The following is a 20,151-nucleotide window of genomic DNA, read 5'->3' on the forward strand; positions in this document are numbered from 1 at the left end:
CTGTTTTCATTTTAGTCATAAGTTTTACATGACATGAAGATCCAAAAATTCTAAAGTCATATTGTTCTCATAAATTTTTCTTATATAAAATCTGGCTGTTAAATCACTGAGTTCACCATTTAAGGGAACGCAGTCATAATGCAACATTCCTATAATATTTTTATCTTTAAAGTCCCAGTCACGGCTTACTTCAATACTATTTATTATTTTATTCTTTTCTTTGTTATCAAGGATAGAAGTAATTTTATAGTCCTCAGGACCAAACATTTCTTTTATTTCTTCGTGAGTATAACCAACAACACCATAGCCATATATAGCTTGTTCTAATAGATTAGGTGTCCATTCAACTTCCAAATTATCAGAAAGAAACATAGAAAGTGCTTCCTCATATTTCTGAGCAGCTAAAAGTTCATTCCACTCAATAACCAGGTTTTTAATTTCTTCGTCACTTGCATCAATGGGTAATGTCTTCATTTTAGAGCTCTCCTCTCAAAATATAAAAACCTTCGCGTAAAATTTACTATTTATAACTCTTAACCAAAAAATGAAATTTAATAATCACTTTTTATTTGGTTTTCTTTTAATAAATAACAATTTTTCCATGTCTACAAATAAGGACGTATCTGTTAATTCAAACATCATCCATTTTCCATCATGGTAAGTCTTTGATTCATCATAGATTTTTTGCACTTCAATAGAATAACTTTGTTTATCTTCCTCAAATTTTGCTCGTTCATTTTTTCCAAAAATAATCATAAAACCAACGCAATTCTCTTTTGCATATAATGCACAAAGTGTTTTTCCACCTCTACGATATTTATACTCGTATTCCCATGCTTTACCTCCATTGTTCCATAAATGTTCCATGTCATATTTTTCTTCAATCATGTCACATAATGCTGTCCAAACTTCAAATAATGGTTTTCCAATTAAAGCAATTAAATCCTCGCTTGTAGGTACTTTATCTAACATCTTTATGTCTCCTTTCAAATTAATATTTAAAACTCATCATAAAATTACTATTTGTTACATTGTTTTAAACATTTCATTGGTTTACTTGATTAATATATAAGAATATAGCAAACTAACTCCCCTTTATATAATTCCTTATACTTCAATGTTATGGCTTTCTTGCCAAATACAAAACTATAGTATCATAAAGCTTTATATTATTACCAAAACTTAAAATAGCATCCTTGATACCTGCATAAAATTTTGATTTATATGGCTCCTGCAGAGTTATATGAGTAGCATGCGTACTTATCCATGATGCATATTCATCAGCGTTAAGTACTCTTGTTTTGCGATACTCAAAATATTCAATATTAGTAAATCCATATTTTCTGATATTGTTATAATTTAAATGGCATGTATATTCTGTTTCCGGATGAAAATATTCAGCATATACTTTCTGTATCTTCAAATATAAGGCTTCATTAGCACTTTTTTCATCTGTTCGAGTTAACATCATCGCAAATGTTCCATTGTTTTTTAATATATCATAGACTTTTGGAAAACCGATTTTCTCCGGTATCCACTGAATCGTGGCAGCTGAATAAACCAAATCGAATTGATGATTACCAAAATCATATGTTTCAAAATCATCATTTACAATTTGAAAATTATCATATGAACTAAATTTTTTCTTTGTATATTCCGCAAGGTTTTCACCTAATTCAATGGCTAAATATGAACAGCCTGTTTTCAATATTGGTTCGGTAGCCTGACCTGTTCCAGGACCAATTTCAAAAGCTGTTTTGCTAGAATCTAGCTTTGAGTATTGTATAACATCAGCGAAAAGTTCATCACAATAACGAGTTCTCCATTCATCAAACTCTTCAGGTATCTTGTCAAAAACTTTCCTAAAATCCATGATAAAACCTCCTTAATATAAATAATCATTAGTTCATAGCACTTTACAGTTCTCACTTGAATTTATAAAGATTATACCATATTTGTAATGTCATTACATACAACTTTCACAATACAATCTGATAATTGTAGTATACTTTTTGATACTATTTACAAAAAGAAGCGCAAATAGATTTCAATTATACAAATCTATCTACGCTTCCAAATTAAATTTATTTTATCTGTTTTAAGCCTTCCTCTGCTGATTTTTTCAAGTCTCTTTCTTCATCTCTGTCAACTAATGCATTTAAAATGTGTCAGTGATTTATCCAACTAAATTTTCTCCATCCTTAAAGGCTCTTAAAGATAACTCTTCAAACTTTTCTAAATCAGGATTAGCACTAGTTCCACAGTAATGAATACTATCTTCTAATTTCCAACCATATGTTTCAAAAATGTTAGTAACAAATTTAATGCCTTCTTTAGCTATTTGTGGATTGGAATTACCTTGAGCAAATATTGTTATTGCCTTTTTACCAGAATGTCTTGGTGCAAAATTTTCTCCAAGCATTGGAAAAGTACGATCTAACCAAACTCTTGCTTGACCTGTAACTTGATAATAGTAAATTGGAGAGCCAAATACAATAGCATCAGCTTCATCAATTGCCTTATACATTATACATTGGTTGAAGATAATCATTAACGGCACAACCATCATGAGTACGACAATAATAACATCCTTGGCAGCCACGAATACCAGGATCATTTAAATCAAATTCAATTACCTCGGCACCTTTAGATTTAGCACCCTTTGCCACTTGTTCTAATAGCTTTGAAGTATACTCATTCTTTCTTGGACTCAGGAAGGATTTATTTCTGATAAATACCTATTATCCATCGTCCGTTAAATGTCATTTAGACATTTAACGTTATGGATAGTAGACACCAAATAAAAAGATAAGTCTTAGTTTTATATTAAATTTATAATAACTTTGCAATAATTACTATTAGTTTTGAAGCAGGAATTAGCATAAATTGTGCTAATATACTTCCAATAATAAGTCCGCCAATAATAAAAATTATACAACGATTAAATTCTAATTCTGTACAATCTCCTCTTATTACATCATCTGTTGTCATAGATAAATAAGGATCAATGAATATAACCATAAATATTGTTGAAACGCTGTTTATTACAGATGATAAAGTACTACAAGTAGTTCTCAAATTTGGACTTAAACACGCAGCATATAATGCTGCTAAAATGCTTATACTAGATACAGAAAATGCAATCATATTCAATAAAATTACTTTTCTAGGTGTTTTCCTAAAGTTTCTTAATTCATACAAATTCTCTTTTTTGGGAATTGAAATACTATTTTTAAATTGTTCAATTCCTGATCTTGAAAATGCATGAAATACCAATTTAGGTAAAGAGCGATATACACTAAATGATACAACTAATTTATTAAATACCTTTATAAACGTTGGCATTAAAATTGCACCAGCTATTGTAGCTAATGTAATAGAAAAAATTACCCATCTGAAAACATATAGTAAATCACTAGTTTGCCCTGTACTTATACTATTATCAACTGCCTTTCCTAATAAAGGTGCTTGAATAGTATTTGCTGTTCTTTGTATCAATACAAAAACATTAAATACAGCAGCAGCCACTGCAATTCTGCCAGTTTTTACTCCCACAATTCTTGCAGAATATGCCAAGGTTCCTATTAAAGAAATAATAAAAGTTAATATAAATACTATGCAAATGTGAAATGTCATCTTTCTTACCGCCTTATAATTATAATTTTACTATGTATATCTTTCATTTTTATGAAGTATATCCATCGCTTAATTTTTCAATTGTTTTGTTAAGCAAGAATATTTCAAACTAAAATTTTATTTATTATAATGATATTAATAAATCACTATCTATTTCTATAATTGAAGCATTATCTGTTTTAAATTTCATCATTTCATGAAAAGGAGTGTTATTTATACAACATTGTAAACACATAATTATAGCACTATGCGTTACAATTACAACATTATCGCAGTTCTTATTAATAATCTTATGTATTTCTGTTAAAACACGATCTAACATATCTTGATATGATTCTGCTTTTGGAGGTTTTGTATATCTTCTCTCCATAAACCACTTCTCATATTCTTCTGGATATCTTTCTTTAACCTCTGTCCATGTTAATCCTTCCCATTCTCCGAAATTTATTTCCTCTAATCCCTTTATTGGTATATAGTCTACATTAGTAGCTTGACTTAAAATTTTTGCTGTTCTAATTGCTCTTCTTTGTGGACTGGAATAAATTTTTGAGAATTTATACTTTCCCTCTAATAATTTATTACTTAATTCTTCTGCTTGTTTAATACCAGTATCGTTGAGTTCAGTATCACAGCTTCCTTGTATCTTTTCCTTTAAATTCCAATCTGTTTGACCGTGTCTTATTAAAAACACTTTCATAAAATTACCCCCTACATATTTTTAACTTTAATTTTGTGCTGAATAATTTTCCTTGCTTTTTAGGGCACCTTTTAGCACAACAAAAACAATGTAAGATATGCTCATAATAAAATTCTCAGCTAAATACAAGAACTATCAATTCCATCTAAAATAAATTTATCTTCAGCTTCATCATAAGAAAAGTGCACTTCAAGTCCTAAATAATCATCAATAGGCATTCTTTTTGAATTTGGTTGAAATCCCAAAAAACGTGTCATAATACTGAGATAATCAAAATCATCAAAATCAACATCTCCAATATACCATTCACCAGTCATTTCACAACTGCGAGGAAACATATCAATATCATCATTACAAAGATTTTCATCATTCACATAGTTGGTTATTTCATGTACTAGATTTTTTAAAATTTCCTCATTATGCTTTTCAAATAATTCTTTAAGTGATGAATCTCCAAAGCTCATCCGCGGCTGTAGCTTATTTTCATATGTTACATGCTCATTATTTGTGTTAGGATTGGTTAAAAAAATCTGTTTTAACTCTAAACTCATAGTGATTCCCCCATTATATGAACAATTTGATTTGAAAATTACTTCACTACAATCAAATCTCCATCACAAAATCCTGTTGTTATATGTTCTACTTGCAAAATCGGTAATTCTTTCAACTCCTGAACTAACTCTTTCAAAATACTTTCTATTTCTTTAAGCACACTTTCCCATTCATATGTATCATCAATATCGAGATCAGGACAGTTTCTTTCTATTGGTACAAAATCTTCTTCACAAGCCCAATCATCATCTTCTTCATCATAATTTGCTGAACCTATTAATTCAATTCCATAAGGTTCATATAATCCAAAATTTAAAGCCACAATATCTTTGGATAAAACTTCACCTTCATTTATTCTTTGAATCCATGCTTTAATTATATCTTTCACATGCTCTCTATTCATAATTAATTACTCCTTCTTGCATTACCAAAACTACAATTTTCATTATAACATACAACTAAAATTATGAAATGACAAAGGATTTTACTGATTTCATATATTGGGGTAACATTATACAATTATAAGCTGAAAGCCCTTCAAATCAAGGGCTTTATATTATATCAATCAATTATTTGAAATTTTTCAGAAATATAATATGGAAAATAATTTTTATTTAGAACTTTCTTATAGACTTTAGGTACTACATTAGGAACTCTATTACCTATATGAGATTCTACCTCAGGTATAAATTTACAATTGGTTTTTATGGATGTTAAATTAATTTCAGTCCCATCTCGCATTATTAGGCAATAATATAGACTATCTTTAACTTCGCTAACCCTAACTTTTTTGATATCTGAATATCCATAATACTTACCCAAAATGTTTACTACACTTCTATAAAAAATCTTATCTTTATATATAACCGAATAGTCAACACATATATAAAAAAGTCCTAAAAGTATAACAATATACACAATTATACCCTTTATACTCTTTGCAGCCATAAAGTTATTTTTGATACATATAAATTTTTCTTTGTCCAAAAATACTCTAATACATAGTATAATAAACAAAATAAATATAAAAGAAAACATGAAAAATACCAATGGAGAAATCATTACTGATATATCCCCAGGTGTAACAAAAATTAAGTTTGGTGCTTTGTTTAACTTAGTTCTAAAATAACATATAAATTCTAACATTTGCATAGATATAAAAAAAATAATTACTACTAGAATAATAATAAATATATTAGTAATGGCTTTCATTTTTTTATTTTGATGATTATTTTTTGAAGATGACTTTACCATTTCTAGTTTCCTTTCAAATTGTTAATTTTTAGTTCTTACCATATTTCAAAATATTAAACCACAAATCTTTTGGTACAGCATTAGCCATTGCCTAAAAGCAAGCCAATATTTGCTGTACCAATCAATCAGCAGTTACAATTATAACATCACTCTATTTAACTATAGAAAACAAAATTGTTAACAATCTGCTGTGAAACCTTGGCTGAGCTTGCTTTCGAATCTGTCGCCTTGCATAGAAAAAAATAGCTACCTGTCCGATTCCTGCCAGCGCCCAAGTTACCGGATAACAGGCAAAAAGCATAACTTCTGTGGGATACCAGGTAAAGATTGTAGAAAGCCAAAGAATTCGCATAAGACAAGCCCCTACCAACGTAGAAATCATAGGTAGTATAGAATATCCCATTGCACGTGTCAATCCAGGATACACATTCATCATTCCACAGGTGAAAAATGCAATCATCATAACATTAATACGCAGCATGCCAAGCTTAATGACTTCCGGGTCTGAGGTGTAGATGCCAAGCAGTGACTTTCCAAAAAGCATTGTCATACCACCCATGACAATCCATGTAGCAAAGATTAATACTGTACATACCTTTGCAATAGTGTCAATTCTATCATATTTCTTTGCACCCATGTTCTGCCCAGTAAAAGAGAGTGCTGAATTATAATATGCATTCATTGTGGTGCCTATATAGTTTTCAACATTGGTGGCAGCAGCACTAGCCGCCACCATTGTAGATCCAAAGGAGTTGACCGCTGACTGGATGAGCACATTGGAAATAGAGAACAATAATCCCTGCATTCCTGCTGGCAAGCCAATCCTTACAATATCCTTTAGCTTACATCTATCAATACGCATCTTACGAGGTATAAATCGTATGGCTCCCTCACACCTGGATAAACAGATCATAATAAGCAACACCGAAAGATACTCAGAAATAACTGTGGCAAATGCAACACCTGCTACTCCCATATGCAATTCAATTACAAAATATAAGTTGAATATAACATGTAATATACCTGTGATAATAAGATAATACATTGGACGGCGGCTATCACCTGCAGCACGAAGAATAGCTGCTGCAAAGTTGTATACCATATTAGCAGGCGTGCTGATAAAGTAGATTTCCATATACACTACGGACAATCCAATTATATCCTCTGGAGTACCCATCACCTCCAGCAAAGGCTTACAGAGGAGGATACCAAGCACCATGACAATCAATCCGCCAATAATACTTACGGCAATTGATGTATGAACGGATCTACTTACAGCATCTGGTTTATTTGCGCCATAATCTTTAGCCACAACGACAGTAGTTCCTACTGACAACCCCATAAATAAAGTTATGATAAGGTTAATGAGTGAACCTGTGGCTCCAACTGCAGCCAATGCCTTGCTACCTGAAAAATGTCCCACTACCACCATATCAGCAGTATTGAACAGTAGTTGCAATATATACATTGCCATAATGGGCAAAGCAAAAATAAACACCTTGCTGAACAAGGGTCCATTGCACATATCTATATTACGTTTTCGAGAACTCATAATAGTATTCGCTTCCTTTTCATTTATTATTTTCATATAAATAATACCTTGTCAATCCATGGATATAAAATTTTAATATATTTTATTCAAAAATACAACCTTCATGAATTTGACATAGCGATAAATATTATATCACAATTTTATACAATGTAAATAACAATAGAAACTGTTTGAAATTTCAATCAGTTCCTATTGCCTCTAGTAGTACTCTTTATTTTTTTACACAAACTATTAATTTTTCATTCTTAACTATTAACTAAAAATTCTTCTACTTTATTTCTAAGCTCTTTTCCTTTAGTCTTATATACACTTCTTTACGCAGTAAAACATAAACTACCGAAAACAATGGAATGAATATAATCATTCCTGCTACCCCAAAGATTTTACCACCTAGAGTAATTGCAACCAATACCCAAATGGATGGAAGTCCTACAGATTCCCCAACAACTTTAGGATAAATCAAATTATCTTCTATCTGCTTAATCAATAAAAAAACTAATATAAAAACACCTGCTTTTATAGGATTAACCATTACAATTAATAGTACACTTAAAGCACATCCAATAGCTGAGCCTAACACAGGGATTATTGACAAGAAACCAATTAATACACTAATCATCAGAGCATAAGGCATACTTAACAACATCATTATTACAAAAAACATCATTCCTAAAATTGCAGCTACAATGCATTGTCCTGTAATAAAATTTGAAAATGTAAGATTTGTAAGTTTTAATATCTCCAAAATTGAATCCACTTTTTCTTTTTTCATAAAAGCATATAATAGCTTTTTAAATTGAATACTTAATCTATTCTTTTGTGCCAATATATATATGGCAAATATAACTCCCAATATAAATTCTACAGTAGCACTTGCTAAGCTGGTTGCTGCTTGTAATGTTGATAGTAACATTGAGCCTGCACCATTAAAAATAATTGTCTTGGCCTTATTGAAAATGTTATTCCAATCTATACCCATGTTGTTGATCAAATTGACAACATTGTTAGATAGCTTAGTATTGCCATTCATCCATTTTTGAAATGCTCTTGTTGAATTATCAAAGGTCTTTGGCAATATTGCAGCAGTTTCAATAATATTAGGTATGATAATAGATGAAATTAAAACAAAAATTCCTACTATTGCAAAGAAAGAAATTACTATGCTAATGCCTGTACTATGCTTTTTGATTATTTTTCCAATACCTTTGTCACTACAGCTTAATAGTTTTTTGGATATAAATCTAGCTGGAATATTAAGAATGAATGCTATACATCCTCCTAAAATAAATGGAAAAAGCAAAGTATATGCTTTAATAAATATTCCTATAATATTGTTCCAATAATTAAACCCTATATAAAGTATAAATGCCAAGACTATTAAAATTGCAATTTTACTTCTTATTTTCTTTTCCAATTCCACTATACTGTCACCTCAATCTTTAATCTTTCATTAATCACACTATTTATATTATAATCAAACTTCTAAACAACTGCACTAAATTTTTCTATTATCAAGTATTTTTATTCACTTAAATCATAATTGGTAGACAAAACAAAAACTGCTAAGCAATCACTTAGCAGTTTTTTATTCACCTGGCAACGACCTACTCTTCCACAGAGCCTCCCCTGCAGTACCATCGGCACTATAAAGCTTAACCATCGTGTTCGGAATGGAAACGGGTGTTACCTTTATGTCATTATCACCAGATTTATTTAATTTTAGAGATTTTGTTATCTCAAAATTGCACAGTGAATTTATTTGGTCAAGCCCTCGACCTATTAGTATCAGTCAGCTGAACATGTTACCATGCTTACACCTCTGACCTATCAACCTTGTGTTCTTCAAGGGGTCTTACTAGCTTACGCTATGGGAAATCTAATCTTGAGGTGGGTTTCACGCTTAGATGCTTTCAGCGTTTATCCCGTCCCGACATAGCTACCCAGCCATGCTCCTGGCGGAACAACTGGTACACCAGAGGTCAGTCCATCCCGGTCCTCTCGTACTAAGGACAGCTCCTCTCAAATTTCCTACGCCCGCGACGGATAGGGACCGAACTGTCTCACGACGTTCTGAACCCAGCTCGCGTGCCGCTTTAATGGGCGAACAGCCCAACCCTTGGGACCTACTTCAGCCCCAGGATGCGACGAGCCGACATCGAGGTGCCAAACCTCCCCGTCGATGTGGACTCTTGGGGGAGATCAGCCTGTTATCCCCGAGGTAGCTTTTATCCGTTGAGCGATGGCCCTCCCACGAGGAACCACCGGATCACTAAGCCCGACTTTCGTCCCTGCTCCACCTGTATGTGTCGCAGTCAGGCTCCCTTCTGCCTTTGCACTCTTCGAACGATTTCCAACCGTTCTGAGGGAACCTTTGGGCGCCTCCGTTACTTTTTTGGAGGCGACCGCCCCAGTCAAACTGCCCACCTAACAATGTCCCGTGACCAGTTTCATGGCCGCCGGTTAGAATCCCAATACTGTCAGGGTGGTATCCCAAGGATGACTCCACAGAAGCTGACGCCCCTGTTTCGCAGTCTCCCACCTATCCTGTACAGACAATATCGAAACTCAATGCTAAGCTGCAGTAAAGCTCTACGGGGTCTTTCCGTCCAATCGCGGGTAGCAAGCATCTTCACTTGCACTACAATTTCGCCGGATTTGTTGTCGAGACAGTGCCCAAGTCATTACGCCATTCGTGCGGGTCGGAACTTACCCGACAAGGAATTTCGCTACCTTAGGACCGTTATAGTTACGGCCGCCGTTTACTGGGGCTTAAGTTCATACCTTCGCTTGCGCTAAGTATTCCCCTTAACCTTCCAGCACCGGGCAGGCGTCAGCCCCTATACTTCAGCTTTCGCTTTAGCAGAGACCTGTGTTTTTGCTAAACAGTTGCTTGGGCCTATTCTCTGCGACCTACTTTCATAGGCACCCCTTCTCCCGAAGTTACGGGGTCAATTTGCCGAGTTCCTTGACAACAATTCTTCCGATGGTCTTAGGATTCTCTCCTCACCTACCTGTGTCGGTTTGCGGTACGGGCACCAACATCCTCCATAGAGACTTTTCTTGGCAGCGTGGAATCAGATACTTCGCGGCATAAAGCCACTCCCCATCACACCTCAACATTAACCAGACGGATTTGCCTGTCTGATCTGTCTAAGTGCTTAGACACACATCCAATAGTGTGCACATCCTATCCTCCTGCGTCATCCCATTTGTAATAACGTCAATTGGCGGTATCGGAATATCAACCGATTGTCCATCACCTACGCCTTTCGGCCTCGGCTTAGGTCCCGACTAACCCTGAGCGGACGAGCCTTCCTCAGGAAACCTTAGGTTTTCGACCAATAAGATTCTCACTTATTTCTCGCTACTTATGCCAGCATACTCACTCCTGTACAGTCCACCGCTCCTTTCGGTACGACTTCACTCCATACAGGAAGCTCCTCTACCGCTCTTTCGAGCCCATAGCTTCGGTGGTAAGTTTTAGCCCCGGACATCTTCGGCGCAGGATCTCTTGACTAGTGAGCTATTACGCACTCTTTAAATGAGTGGCTGCTTCTAAGCCAACATCCTAGTTGTCTTAGAAATCCCACATCCTTTTCCACTTAACTTACACTTTGGGACCTTAGCTGATGATCTGGGCTGTTTCCCTTTTGACCACGGATCTTATCATTCGTAGTCTGACTGCTGAGATACAAGTATATGGCATTCGGAGTTTGATAGGGTTCAGTAACTGTTGTCAGCCCCTAGCCCATTCAGTGCTCTACCTCCATTACTCAATCTCAACGCTAGCCCTAAAGCTATTTCGAGGAGAACCAGCTATCTCCGAGTTCGATTGGAATTTCTCCGCTATCCACAGCTCATCCCATGGTTTTTCAACACCAACGTGGTTCGGACCTCCACGGAATTTTACTTCCGCTTCATCCTGGCCATGGATAGGTCACCCGGTTTCGGGTCTACGACATGCAACTTTTCGCCCTATTCAGACTCGGTTTCCCTTCGGCTCCGTACCTTAAGTACTTAACCTTGCTACATACCGTAACTCGCTGGCTCGTTCTACAAAAAGCACGTCGTCGCACATAAAAGTGCTTCGACCGGTTGTGGACACACGGTTTCAGGTTCTATTTCACTCCCCTTCCGGGGTTCTTTTCACCTTTCCCTCACGGTACTGCTTCACTATCGGTCACCAGTTAGTATTTAGCCTTGGGAGGTGGTCCTCCCTGCTTCCCACAAGGTTTCACGTGTCTCGTGGTACTCTGGAGTAGATCTGACTGCTATTTCTTTTCACTTACAGGACTGTTACCTTCTACGGCGGAGCCTTCCAGCTCTCTTCAATTAAGAAATCACAGTATTTATGATCTATCCGCAACCCCAGGAACAAGTTCCTGGTTTGGGCTCTTTCCCTTTCGCTCGCCGCTACTTAGAAAATCGATTTTTCTTTCTCTTCCTCCGGGTACTTAGATGTTTCAGTTCCCCGGGTTTACCTCCATAAACCTATGTATTCAGTTTACAGTACAATGCGTTAGCATTGTGGGTTTCCCCATTCGGAAATCTCTGGATCTCAGGCTATTTGCGCCTACCCAAAGCTTATCGCAGCTTATCACGTCCTTCTTCGGCTTCTGGTGCCAAGGCATTCACCATGCGCCCTTTGTAGCTTGACCATTCATGTGAAAATTGTCTTTCAACAATTTTCTTAGTTAAAATCTACAAAGGTTTTTTTACTTATATAATAAGTAGTTTTACCTTTAGCTTTACTTTTAATTTAAAAGTTATATTCACTGTGCAATTTTCAAAGAACAATTTGAAGAATTAGATTCTTCAAAATTAAACAGAGCTATTAAATAAACCTTCAAAGTAGAATTACCTACTTTGTCGACTCCTTAGAAAGGAGGTGATCCAGCCGCAGGTTCTCCTACGGCTACCTTGTTACGACTTCACCCCAATTACTAACCCCACCTTCGGCCGCTGGCTCCTTACGGTTACCTCACGGACTTCGGGTGTTGCCAGCTCTCATGGTGTGACGGGCGGTGTGTACAAGGCCCGGGAACGTATTCACCGCGACATGCTGATTCGCGATTACTAGCAACTCCAGCTTCATGTAGGCGAGTTTCAGCCTACAATCCGAACTGAGATGAGTTTTAAAAGTTTTGCTCCACCTCACGGTCTTGCATCTTTCTGTACTCACCATTGTAGCACGTGTGTAGCCCTAGACATAAGGGGCATGATGATTTGACGTCATCCCCACCTTCCTCCCGGTTAACCCGGGCAGTCTCACTAGAGTGCTCAACTTAATGGTAGCAACTAATGATAAGGGTTGCGCTCGTTGCAGGACTTAACCTAACATCTCACGACACGAGCTGACGACAACCATGCACCACCTGTCTCCCTGCCCCGAAGGGCTTCCCTCATTACAGGTAATTCAGGGGATGTCAAGTCTAGGTAAGGTTCTTCGCGTTGCTTCGAATTAAACCACATGCTCCGCTGCTTGTGCGGGCCCCCGTCAATTCCTTTGAGTTTTAATCTTGCGATCGTACTTCCCAGGCGGAATACTTATTGCGTTAGCTGCGGCACAGAAGGAGTCGATACCTCCTACACCTAGTATTCATCGTTTACGGCGTGGACTACCAGGGTATCTAATCCTGTTTGCTACCCACGCTTTCATGCCTCAGCGTCAGTTACGGTCCAGAGAATCGCCTTCGCCACTGGTGTTCTTCCTAATCTCTACGCATTTCACCGCTACACTAGGAATTCCATTCTCCTCTCCCGCACTCTAGATATCCAGTTTCAAATGCAGTTCCCAAGTTAAGCTCGGGATTTTCACATCTGACTTAAACATCCGCCTACGCATCCTTTACGCCCAGTAAATCCGGACAACGCTCGCCACCTACGTATTACCGCGGCTGCTGGCACGTAGTTAGCCGTGGCTTCCTCCTTGGGTACCGTCATTATCGTCCCCAAAGACAGAGCTTTACAACCCGAAGGCCTTCATCACTCACGCGGCGTTGCTGCATCAGGCTTTCGCCCATTGTGCAATATTCCCCACTGCTGCCTCCCGTAGGAGTCTGGACCGTGTCTCAGTTCCAATGTGGCCGATCACCCTCTCAGGTCGGCTACGCATCGTGGCCTTGGTGAGCCGTTACCTCACCAACTAGCTAATGCGCCGCGGGCCCATCTCAAAGCGGATTGCTCCTTTAATTAGTAATTCATGTGAAAAACTAATGTTATGCGGTATTAATCTTCCTTTCGGAAGGCTATCCCCCACTTTGAGGCAGGTTGCCCACGTGTTACTCACCCGTCCGCCGCTAATCCATCCCCGAAGGGATTTCATCGCTCGACTTGCATGTGTTAAGCACGCCGCCAGCGTTCGTCCTGAGCCAGGATCAAACTCTCAATTTAAAAGCTTAATCTGTACTCAAATTATTGACGTTAAACTAATAAGTTTAACTAATACTGGCTTATTTAAAATAAGATTTATATCTTACTTTCACTCTGTTTAATTTTCAAGGATCTTGCCGCATCTCAGCGACTCTTATATCTTATCATGTTCATCTTAGCTTGTCAACTAGCAACTTATTACCAATTAACCTTATACACTTAATAGCTTATCTACAACCGGATTTACATCTTAACATGCTTACTTCTATCTGTCAATCAGCAAATTACTACCAATTTAGTAATAATAAACTTAATATAAAGATATATAATGAAGAATAAAAAATAACATCCAGCAAATTAAGTTGCCATCTATACTTTTTGGTTGCGGAGACAGGACTTGAACCTGTGACCTTCGGGTTATGAGCCCGACGAGCTACCAACTGCTCCACCCCGCGTCATCATTTATTACATTGAAGCATATTTTGTTTCTGTTTGCCGCTCCTTCAAGCGACAAGTAGTATCTTACCATGTATATGAACATAAATAATTGTTCTAGTACATGTTCACTGTAAATTAATTAGTTAATGCTCAAGTATTCTCTAATATGATACTTATTTAACATGATGACACGCCTGACTATGTTTCTATGGAATTAGCTTCTTTTACTAATTTCATCTGTTATTAATGATTTTGAAATGTACATCGCTTTTATTAAGTTCTTAAAGCGTGTGTGATGAGATGTCCCTTCCACAAATTTTAACTGTGCTTTTTCACATTTACTGATAATTGAAGATATAGGACGTAGTGCTTCTATCAATTCATCTTTTGTATACTGATCCATAACATTTTCATCTATTATTAATAATCTTGAAATATACAATGCTTTTATCCTGTTCTTAAGCAGTGTATGTTGAGATGTCCCTTCCGCAAATTTCGGCTGTATTTTTTCACATTTGCTGATAGTTGAAGAGATAACTCGCAGCGCTTCTACCAATTCTTCTCTTGTATATTTGTCCATAGCATTTCACCTCAAATCCATATTTATCTTTCTTGCATAATACAACTTAGAATTTATAACACCCAATAATTCTTGTCAATAAATTTAAGCGTCTTATACTTAATAAGAATCAAGTGCTAATTTATCTATAAATTCTTTCATTTCATCAAAATGTTGTTGCTTAGAAGATGCGTAAAGCATATCATAATCACTATTTTCAATCATACAAATTACCTCATCATCATGATTCCCATAATATGAAATATTCAACCACTGATGTAATTCATAATCTATCTTTTTATATCGTTTTTTAATAACTTGAGCCTGTTCTTTACTAATCATATATAAATCTTCACTACAATATTCCAGACCACAACTAACCGCCTGAAAAAATGACATTGCATATAAAAAATCAAGTAAATTTTCACTTTCAAGTTTGAATTCATTTTCATCCCATGAGCAATACACAGGTGGGTTATCTTTATACAAATCAATCTTTTTTATAGCCCATTGAACAACATACTGATTTTCCTTGTAAAATATAAGGTATTCTCCAGCATCAATCAATTCATTTGGCTGGCATAAGTTATTTTGTGTTTGATTTATCTGTTTGTAATTACCTAATTGTCTATAATATTCTTGTAGTACTAAGGGTAATTTTCCATGTTTTTTGCAAGCCTTACATATATCATCTTCTGAAAAACCATTATTTTGCTTTATATTAAAAAGTTTTCTAATAACCTCAAATTCCATTTAATTCTTCCTTTCAATTTTATAGATTTACTCTATAAATTAATATTCAATTTCATTCTCATCCAAATAATTTTTAAATCCATTATATTTACTTATATCTCTTAAGTAATCATCCCACGCATCATCAAGTGATTCTTAGACTCAGGTGGAGTTTGCTTATTAGAAATACCTCTGAGCAAGCTCGTTAAATGTCATTTAGACATTTAGTTCCAAAGCATATGACGTTAATCAAACATTGAAAAAACACCTCAAAATTCAAATATGAATAATGTGGTGTTCTAGTTGATTATTTGATTTTTATCATTTAGTCGTTAAATGTGAGTTTTGTGACATTCTTCCAAGCATATAACCAAACATTAATGTTGTATAGCTACTTCCACCCATCATACTGTTTAAACCCAAAAATCCATTATACATGGAATCAATACCATTTCCACTTAATGCTGAAATCATGCTCTGTTCTGCTGAAATTCTCATCATTCTTGCCATCTGCTGAGGCTGTAATGAAAGGCCCTCAAGACCATCTGTTGATTTAGCATTGCCATTATCTTTTACTTTACTCTTTTTCGATCTATTTTTAACAACACTACCATTGTTATCCTGCAGCATATTATCTAACATGCTTGAAAACAAGACTTCTGAACTATTACTAAATAATCCTTCATTTATATTGGATAGATTTTGTAAGGCATTATATCTCATAATTTGAGACATATTGTCAATTTTCATACTCATCCCTCCCTTATTTGTAATTATAACCCACCAAATAATGCATGTCTACATTTACAATTACATCTATTTTAAAACACCACATAATTTTATAAGTTAAAACATTGGCCATAAAGGATTTTATTCAAATACTTATTTTACTTAGGTGATGTTCTTCTAATGTTGACAAAATGTACTGACCAGTTTATTATGTAATAAATATATCAATGAAAGGACTAATTGTGATGAACTTGACAAAAGGAGAACAAACAAAACAAAATCTAATAGAAACGGCTGCTAAACTCTTTTTAAAAAAGGGGTATTCCAATACAGGAATAAATGACATATTACAAGAAGCAAAAATCTCAAAGGGGTCCTTTTACTTTTATTTTTCTAGTAAAAAGGAACTTGGATTTGAAGTAGCAAATTATTATGGTGAGATAGTATTACATAATTGGCTGGAACCTCTTTCAAATAACCCCTGGGATGTATTTATAAATAAGATGGTATCCTTTATAAAAAGAACTGATAAAGCAGGCAAGTACTTCGGATGCCCAATAGCTACATTGGGTTTAGATATAGTATTCGTTGATAATGACCTTTCAAATGTATATGCAAATGGAATTAAGAAATTAATTGATATTTTTTCGAACTCTCTGCAAATATCTGGCTTAACAAAAGATAATGCAGATATAGTTGCCAGAAAAGCTTTTGCTCTTTACGAGGGTCATACACTTTATTATAGAATAAGTAAAGATAAAAGTGCATTTGATTATATGCTTAAAGACTTATTATCATTAGTATAATCATAACTAAATTTATATTTACTTTCATTGAATTATTTTTGTTAATATTGAAGCTTAAGAAATTTTTTTATTTTTAATAAACCAACTGGTCTATTATGTAAAAAATTAACTTGTAATATCAAATAATGAGGAGTGTAAAATTATGAGTTTAATAACATTAAATAAAGAAAAATGTATAAAATGTGGAGCATGCGTAATGGAATGTCCTATAAGCATTTTAAGAATGGGAGAAAATGGTCCTGAGGAAATTTATGAAGACAGATGTATGAGCTGCGGCCATTGCGTAGCTGTTTGCCCTAAAGAAGCTATTGATAATAAAAAATCTCCACTATCAATGCAAGTGGATGCAAAAAATTTAACTAGATTAAATGCAGAGGAAGCAGAAAATTTTATAAGATCTCGAAGGTCTATTCGCTCATTTAAAGAAACAAAAGTTCCTAGAGAAAAGTTGATAAAGCTTACTGACATTGCTCATTTTGCACCAACTGCCAGTAATCTTCAGGGTATATCTTATATGATAATTGATGATAAGGAAGTAATAAAATTAGCAGCTGAAGCCTCAATGAACTGGTTACAAAATCATCCTTTATATAAGAGAGCTTTTTTCGGAATGATTAAAACATATAAAGAAACTGGTATAAACAATATTTTAAGAAATGCACCTAGCATTATTTTAGCTATGTCAAATAAAAGATTTAGATTGGGAAGAGAAAATACCATTCTATCATTATCATATCTTGAACTATTTGCACCTTCACTTGGTCTTGGATCATGTTGGGCTGGTGTATTCGAACGATGTGCATTAGATGAGAGTTCACCAATACCTGAAATATTTAAGGTACCTGAAGGCAAAAAAATAACAGGAATTGTTATGGTGGGATATCCTAGATATAAGTTTAATAGATTAACAGATAGAAATCCATTAGATGTTGCTTTTTATGAAAAGTAACAAATGACGCAACTGAAATTTTAATGTGCATCTTTTCCTTTAGTGGAAAAACCGATATTGAAGAATACTTAAAATATGGCAAACAACTTTTAGAAAGATATGCTAATGGAAAAGATATTAAAATGAAAATAATTGAATAGAATTTTAATATATACATACAAACTAGGAACTGCTGCATTAAGAGTAAATAGTAAAATACTTAATGCAGCAGTTCCTACAGTATTAAATCAATTCTATTAACACATATATACTCTGATAAGTTTAATAAATTACTTATTTTTAATGATATTACCTAATGAAAATGCACTATCCAAGATAGAAGATGTAACTGCACCTTCCCCGCCAAGTACATTAAACTTACTTACTAAAGAAGTTTTATTTTTCATGTAATTATTCACTAAAGTTGAAGAATCATTGCTAACTAAAATAATTGGTGAAGCACTTCTAGCTGCAATGGCTGTACCAGCTAATGCATCAGGGAAGTTTTCTCCACTTGATATAAAAACAGTACTCCAATCTGCATATTTACCAAATTCACTTATTACAGCTTCATTTCTCCCGTATTTTGTTGAACCCAATATTCTATAAACATTAGGAAACTGATTTCCAACATTATCACTTACTATTTCAGAGCCTCCAACTATATATGTCTTTTTTATATTTTTATTTGTCAAATAAGCTTTAATGCTATCTGGAATGTTATCTTTAGGTACAAGCAATATTGGCATTCCTTTATTTGCTGCAAAAGGCGCAATTGATAAACCATCTGAGTAATCATCACCAGTTACCACAGCTAATTCTGTTGGTGTTCCTAGCTGTTCTGCTATCTTTACTGATGTTTCATATCTATCTTTGCCTTGAAGCCTTACATAGCTTATTCCTATTTTACTCAATTCATTCTCAATATTTGAGGATATAACTCCTGTGCCTCCAACAATATATACACTTTTCACCTGCAGTCTTTTTAACTCTGAAACTGTTGCCTCAGGCATTTTATCCTTGTCTGTAAGTAAAATAGGTGCATTATATTTTTTAGCTAAAGGTGCAGCACTAAGTGCATCAGGAAAACTGTTACCCGAAGCTAAAACAGCATATTTAGATTGGTCACTGCATCCATATTTACTGATCTCGGCTGCAGTGCTGTAACGATCATTACCTGCTAGTCTATTTAATACAGCCTTTTCATTAGGTTTATCTGTCATATACCCTTCATATAATTTCATATATGCCACAATATTATCTATTGCTTCTTGTTTCATATCTTTTACAAGTGTTTTATCATTTAAAACGTTTTCTGTATTAAACCAAATCATTCCCCAACTTCCATTATCCAGAACAGCTTGTCCTTTTAAAACACTTCTAATTATTGCAATTGTGAAACTAGTATTATTTTTTTCATAAGCTTTATCCATTAATGTCAATGCCTTGTCAACATGAAAATAATCATCTAGAGCCATCATATAGCTTATGCAAAAAGTTTCATCTCCAGATAATGAGTCTATATCCAATTTGTCCATATCCTTTGAATACACTAACTTAACATAACTTTCTGCATTGCTTTTACCATCAATTTTCCATCCCAATGCATTAATAACTGCTGCTTTAACATCAATAGGATTTTTACTTGAGTGCAAATAATCAGCTATTTGTTGATCTATAACTCCTTTTTCTGAAGCTGTTTTTACAATATTGACATCAGTGTAAGCCTTATAAAAGTCAGTGGATGTTACTGGTGAATCCGCAAATACAGTAGTTGGACCCATTAAAAAAAATATTGCTCCCATGATAAATAGACTAAAAATATACTTTTTAATACGCATTTACTCCCCCCTCTTTATACCTATTTTACATATATTATACATTGCAAATAGTAAT

General features: G+C 34.8%; 16 protein-coding genes, 1 tRNA gene, 3 rRNA genes and 1 pseudogene. 2 read left to right on the forward strand and 19 right to left on the reverse strand.

Going from position 1 to position 20,151, the window contains the following annotated elements; genetic code table 11:
- Positions 1-24: 24 nt before the first annotated feature.
- The 18 genes and pseudogenes from Q6H37_RS18660 to Q6H37_RS18745 all read right to left on the reverse strand — a co-directional run bounded on the left by Q6H37_RS18660 (position 25) and on the right by Q6H37_RS18745 (position 16,542).
- The gene (locus Q6H37_RS18660; protein WP_318735134.1) at positions 25-474 is read right to left on the reverse strand and encodes a hypothetical protein; all 450 of its coding nucleotides are present in this window, start codon (positions 472-474) and stop codon (positions 25-27) included.
- 84 nt (positions 475-558) lie between these two features.
- Complete coding sequence (locus Q6H37_RS18665) at positions 559-972, reverse strand: DUF3788 domain-containing protein (protein WP_318735136.1); 414 nt, start codon at positions 970-972, stop codon at positions 559-561.
- 148 nt (positions 973-1,120) lie between these two features.
- Positions 1,121-1,873, reverse strand: coding sequence for a class I SAM-dependent methyltransferase (locus tag Q6H37_RS18670; RefSeq protein ID WP_318735137.1), 753 nt, complete (start codon positions 1,871-1,873; stop codon positions 1,121-1,123).
- A 303-nt stretch (positions 1,874-2,176) separates the two neighbouring features.
- Positions 2,177-2,732: pseudogene (locus Q6H37_RS18675) on the reverse strand (flavodoxin family protein).
- Between the two features lie 100 nt (positions 2,733-2,832).
- Entirely contained in the window at positions 2,833-3,636 is an 804-nt protein-coding gene (locus tag Q6H37_RS18680) for a lipid II flippase Amj family protein (protein WP_318735139.1), read from the reverse strand.
- 124 nt (positions 3,637-3,760) lie between these two features.
- Positions 3,761-4,333, reverse strand: coding sequence for a histidine phosphatase family protein (locus Q6H37_RS18685; protein WP_318735141.1), 573 nt, complete (start codon positions 4,331-4,333; stop codon positions 3,761-3,763).
- Between the two features lie 119 nt (positions 4,334-4,452).
- Positions 4,453-4,884 carry a hypothetical protein gene (locus Q6H37_RS18690; protein WP_318735143.1) on the reverse strand — a complete coding sequence of 144 codons (432 nt, stop codon included), beginning with the start codon at positions 4,882-4,884 and terminating at the stop codon, positions 4,453-4,455.
- Between the two features lie 38 nt (positions 4,885-4,922).
- A complete protein-coding gene (locus tag Q6H37_RS18695) occupies positions 4,923-5,288 on the reverse strand; it encodes a hypothetical protein (RefSeq protein WP_318735145.1) in 366 nt (121 codons plus the stop codon).
- A gap of 158 nt (positions 5,289-5,446) precedes the next feature.
- A complete protein-coding gene (locus Q6H37_RS18700) occupies positions 5,447-6,139 on the reverse strand; it encodes a hypothetical protein (protein WP_318735147.1) in 693 nt (230 codons plus the stop codon).
- A 151-nt stretch (positions 6,140-6,290) separates the two neighbouring features.
- Positions 6,291-7,718, reverse strand: coding sequence for an MATE family efflux transporter (locus Q6H37_RS18705; protein ID WP_412523945.1), 1,428 nt, complete (start codon positions 7,716-7,718; stop codon positions 6,291-6,293).
- Positions 7,719-7,959: 241 nt separating this feature from the next.
- A complete protein-coding gene (locus Q6H37_RS18710; RefSeq protein WP_318735151.1) occupies positions 7,960-9,111 on the reverse strand; it encodes an AI-2E family transporter in 1,152 nt (383 codons plus the stop codon).
- A gap of 171 nt (positions 9,112-9,282) precedes the next feature.
- Positions 9,283-9,399 (reverse strand): 5S ribosomal RNA (gene rrf / locus Q6H37_RS18715).
- Between the two features lie 51 nt (positions 9,400-9,450).
- A 23S ribosomal RNA gene (locus tag Q6H37_RS18720) occupies positions 9,451-12,349 on the reverse strand.
- 223 nt (positions 12,350-12,572) lie between these two features.
- Positions 12,573-14,084: ribosomal RNA gene (locus Q6H37_RS18725) — 16S ribosomal RNA — on the reverse strand.
- The 16S, 23S and 5S rRNA genes sit together here with 1 tRNA gene alongside, the layout of an rRNA operon.
- A gap of 358 nt (positions 14,085-14,442) precedes the next feature.
- Positions 14,443-14,518, reverse strand: a tRNA-Met gene (locus Q6H37_RS18730).
- 197 nt (positions 14,519-14,715) lie between these two features.
- On the reverse strand, positions 14,716-15,081 hold the full coding sequence (locus Q6H37_RS18735) for a hypothetical protein (protein ID WP_318735152.1): 366 nt from the start codon (positions 15,079-15,081) through the stop codon (positions 14,716-14,718).
- Between the two features lie 99 nt (positions 15,082-15,180).
- The gene (locus Q6H37_RS18740) at positions 15,181-15,813 is read right to left on the reverse strand and encodes a hypothetical protein (RefSeq protein WP_318735154.1); all 633 of its coding nucleotides are present in this window, start codon (positions 15,811-15,813) and stop codon (positions 15,181-15,183) included.
- A gap of 300 nt (positions 15,814-16,113) precedes the next feature.
- Entirely contained in the window at positions 16,114-16,542 is a 429-nt protein-coding gene (locus Q6H37_RS18745; protein ID WP_318735156.1) for a hypothetical protein, read from the reverse strand.
- 224 nt (positions 16,543-16,766) lie between these two features.
- Here Q6H37_RS18745 and Q6H37_RS18750 point away from each other — a divergent pair, with 224 nt between their 5' ends.
- Positions 16,767-17,327, forward strand: coding sequence for a TetR/AcrR family transcriptional regulator (locus tag Q6H37_RS18750; protein WP_007061264.1), 561 nt, complete (start codon positions 16,767-16,769; stop codon positions 17,325-17,327).
- A 142-nt stretch (positions 17,328-17,469) separates the two neighbouring features.
- Positions 17,470-18,276 (forward strand): nitroreductase family protein, encoded by an 807-nt coding sequence (locus Q6H37_RS18755; RefSeq protein WP_318735159.1) that lies wholly within the window; start codon positions 17,470-17,472, stop codon positions 18,274-18,276.
- Positions 18,277-18,545: 269 nt separating this feature from the next.
- On the opposite strand, the gene Q6H37_RS18760 is transcribed toward Q6H37_RS18755, so the two are convergent.
- The gene (locus Q6H37_RS18760; RefSeq protein WP_318735161.1) at positions 18,546-20,096 is read right to left on the reverse strand and encodes a cell wall-binding repeat-containing protein; all 1,551 of its coding nucleotides are present in this window, start codon (positions 20,094-20,096) and stop codon (positions 18,546-18,548) included.
- Positions 20,097-20,151 lie beyond the last annotated feature (55 nt).

Origin of the sequence: Clostridium sp. JS66 (genome assembly GCF_033561535.1) — a bacterium.
Classification (GTDB): Bacteria; Bacillota; Clostridia; order Clostridiales; family Clostridiaceae; genus Clostridium_AM; species Clostridium_AM carboxidivorans.

Bases quoted from the DNA above. Each gene is read 5' to 3' on its own strand.
- Q6H37_RS18660 (WP_318735134.1), bottom strand. From the start codon at position 474: ATGAAGACATTACCCATTGATGCAAGTGACGAAGAAATTAAAAACCTG.
- Q6H37_RS18690 (WP_318735143.1), bottom strand. From the start codon at position 4,884: ATGAGTTTAGAGTTAAAACAGATTTTTTTAACCAATCCTAACACAAAT.
- Q6H37_RS18745 (WP_318735156.1), bottom strand. From the start codon at position 16,542: ATGAAAATTGACAATATGTCTCAAATTATGAGATATAATGCCTTACAA.
- Q6H37_RS18695 (WP_318735145.1), bottom strand. From the start codon at position 5,288: ATGAATAGAGAGCATGTGAAAGATATAATTAAAGCATGGATTCAAAGA.
- Q6H37_RS18670 (WP_318735137.1), bottom strand. From the start codon at position 1,873: ATGGATTTTAGGAAAGTTTTTGACAAGATACCTGAAGAGTTTGATGAA.
- Q6H37_RS18740 (WP_318735154.1), bottom strand. From the start codon at position 15,813: ATGGAATTTGAGGTTATTAGAAAACTTTTTAATATAAAGCAAAATAAT.
- Q6H37_RS18665 (WP_318735136.1), bottom strand. From the start codon at position 972: ATGTTAGATAAAGTACCTACAAGCGAGGATTTAATTGCTTTAATTGGA.
- Q6H37_RS18755 (WP_318735159.1), top strand. From the start codon at position 17,470: ATGAGTTTAATAACATTAAATAAAGAAAAATGTATAAAATGTGGAGCA.
- Q6H37_RS18680 (WP_318735139.1), bottom strand. From the start codon at position 3,636: ATGACATTTCACATTTGCATAGTATTTATATTAACTTTTATTATTTCT.
- Q6H37_RS18735 (WP_318735152.1), bottom strand. From the start codon at position 15,081: ATGGACAAATATACAAGAGAAGAATTGGTAGAAGCGCTGCGAGTTATC.
- Q6H37_RS18685 (WP_318735141.1), bottom strand. From the start codon at position 4,333: ATGAAAGTGTTTTTAATAAGACACGGTCAAACAGATTGGAATTTAAAG.
- Q6H37_RS18750 (WP_007061264.1), top strand. From the start codon at position 16,767: ATGAACTTGACAAAAGGAGAACAAACAAAACAAAATCTAATAGAAACG.
- Q6H37_RS18700 (WP_318735147.1), bottom strand. From the start codon at position 6,139: ATGGTAAAGTCATCTTCAAAAAATAATCATCAAAATAAAAAAATGAAA.
- Q6H37_RS18760 (WP_318735161.1), bottom strand. From the start codon at position 20,096: ATGCGTATTAAAAAGTATATTTTTAGTCTATTTATCATGGGAGCAATA.